Source organism: Pseudoalteromonas sp. SR41-4 (genome assembly GCF_014163985.1).
Lineage (GTDB): Bacteria > Pseudomonadota > Gammaproteobacteria > Enterobacterales > Alteromonadaceae > Pseudoalteromonas > Pseudoalteromonas rhizosphaerae.
The window spans coordinates 1-897 of sequence record NZ_JACJEI010000083.1 but is presented as its reverse complement, the minus strand read 5'-3'; the positions used below and the strand labels follow the sequence as shown (position 1 = coordinate 897).

General features: G+C 34.0%; 1 protein-coding gene. It reads right to left on the bottom strand.

Annotated features, from left to right (window positions below; all coding sequences use genetic code 11):
- Positions 1–131: 131 nt before the first annotated feature.
- Positions 132–695, bottom strand: a complete 564-nt coding sequence (locus H5180_RS23320) for a hypothetical protein (protein ID WP_182759261.1) — start codon at positions 693–695, stop codon at positions 132–134.
- Between the last annotated feature and the right edge of the window lie 202 nt (positions 696–897).

Here is an 897-nt window from a genome sequence, read left to right as displayed (position 1 = left end):
AAGGTTTAGTGTCACTGAGAGATATTTGGATCAATATTCATTACGGGAGGTGAACCGCCCATTGCGGACCCGCATGATGGGTGGTGTGGGGGCTGGAGGTTAGAGACCTCCGGCTACCCGATTATACGCTGTTACTTTTTAGGTGACCAAGTTTCTGAATTATTCTCAATGTAATCTACAATTGCATTAAACATTGGATACCAAGTATTACTATCATTGACACCTGCCCATACATAATCAAAATGCTTTTCAACTATGAAGATATCCTCAAGAGTATCTGGTTTCGTTAAGATGAATTGGCCATATGTTTTACCTCCAACCTCTCGTGTATCAAAACGTAGCCATAAAAATGGTTTGTAAGCTTTAAAAGCTTTGTTAATGCCAATTTTATCTCTTATAGAGGGAACCTTATCTGTTAGGTCATTTTTAATTATTAATGTTTCTAACTCATCCAAAGTTATAGTTTTATCAAAGTAATTAACATTAGCTATTTGACCTTTCACAAATTCATTATCGGGAAGTAATAATAAACTTTTCATTGAATCAAGATCTGTTTTGACGTTAGTAACAACAGTTGCTTGCGTTTTTGTTGGAAACCTACCTGTTGCAGGATCAAGTTTGGCAACTTTCATATTTGTACATGCTGTTAGAAAAGTAATAATCATTAAACATGTGGCTTTCCTTAAGAACTTCATTTTAACTCCTAGCTTAGATTGATATAAAAATACGTATAACAGCTTATTCAAAGGATCTAAACCCACAAGTTGCAGAGAGAAAATCCTTTGAGTTTTTTAATACTTTCAGTCTAACTCTGTATCTAAATGTAAATCAAGGGATTTATATTTGTTGTTTTTTTGTTGTTGTAAAATACAAGAAATAATCCCGCGAGTTGTTGAA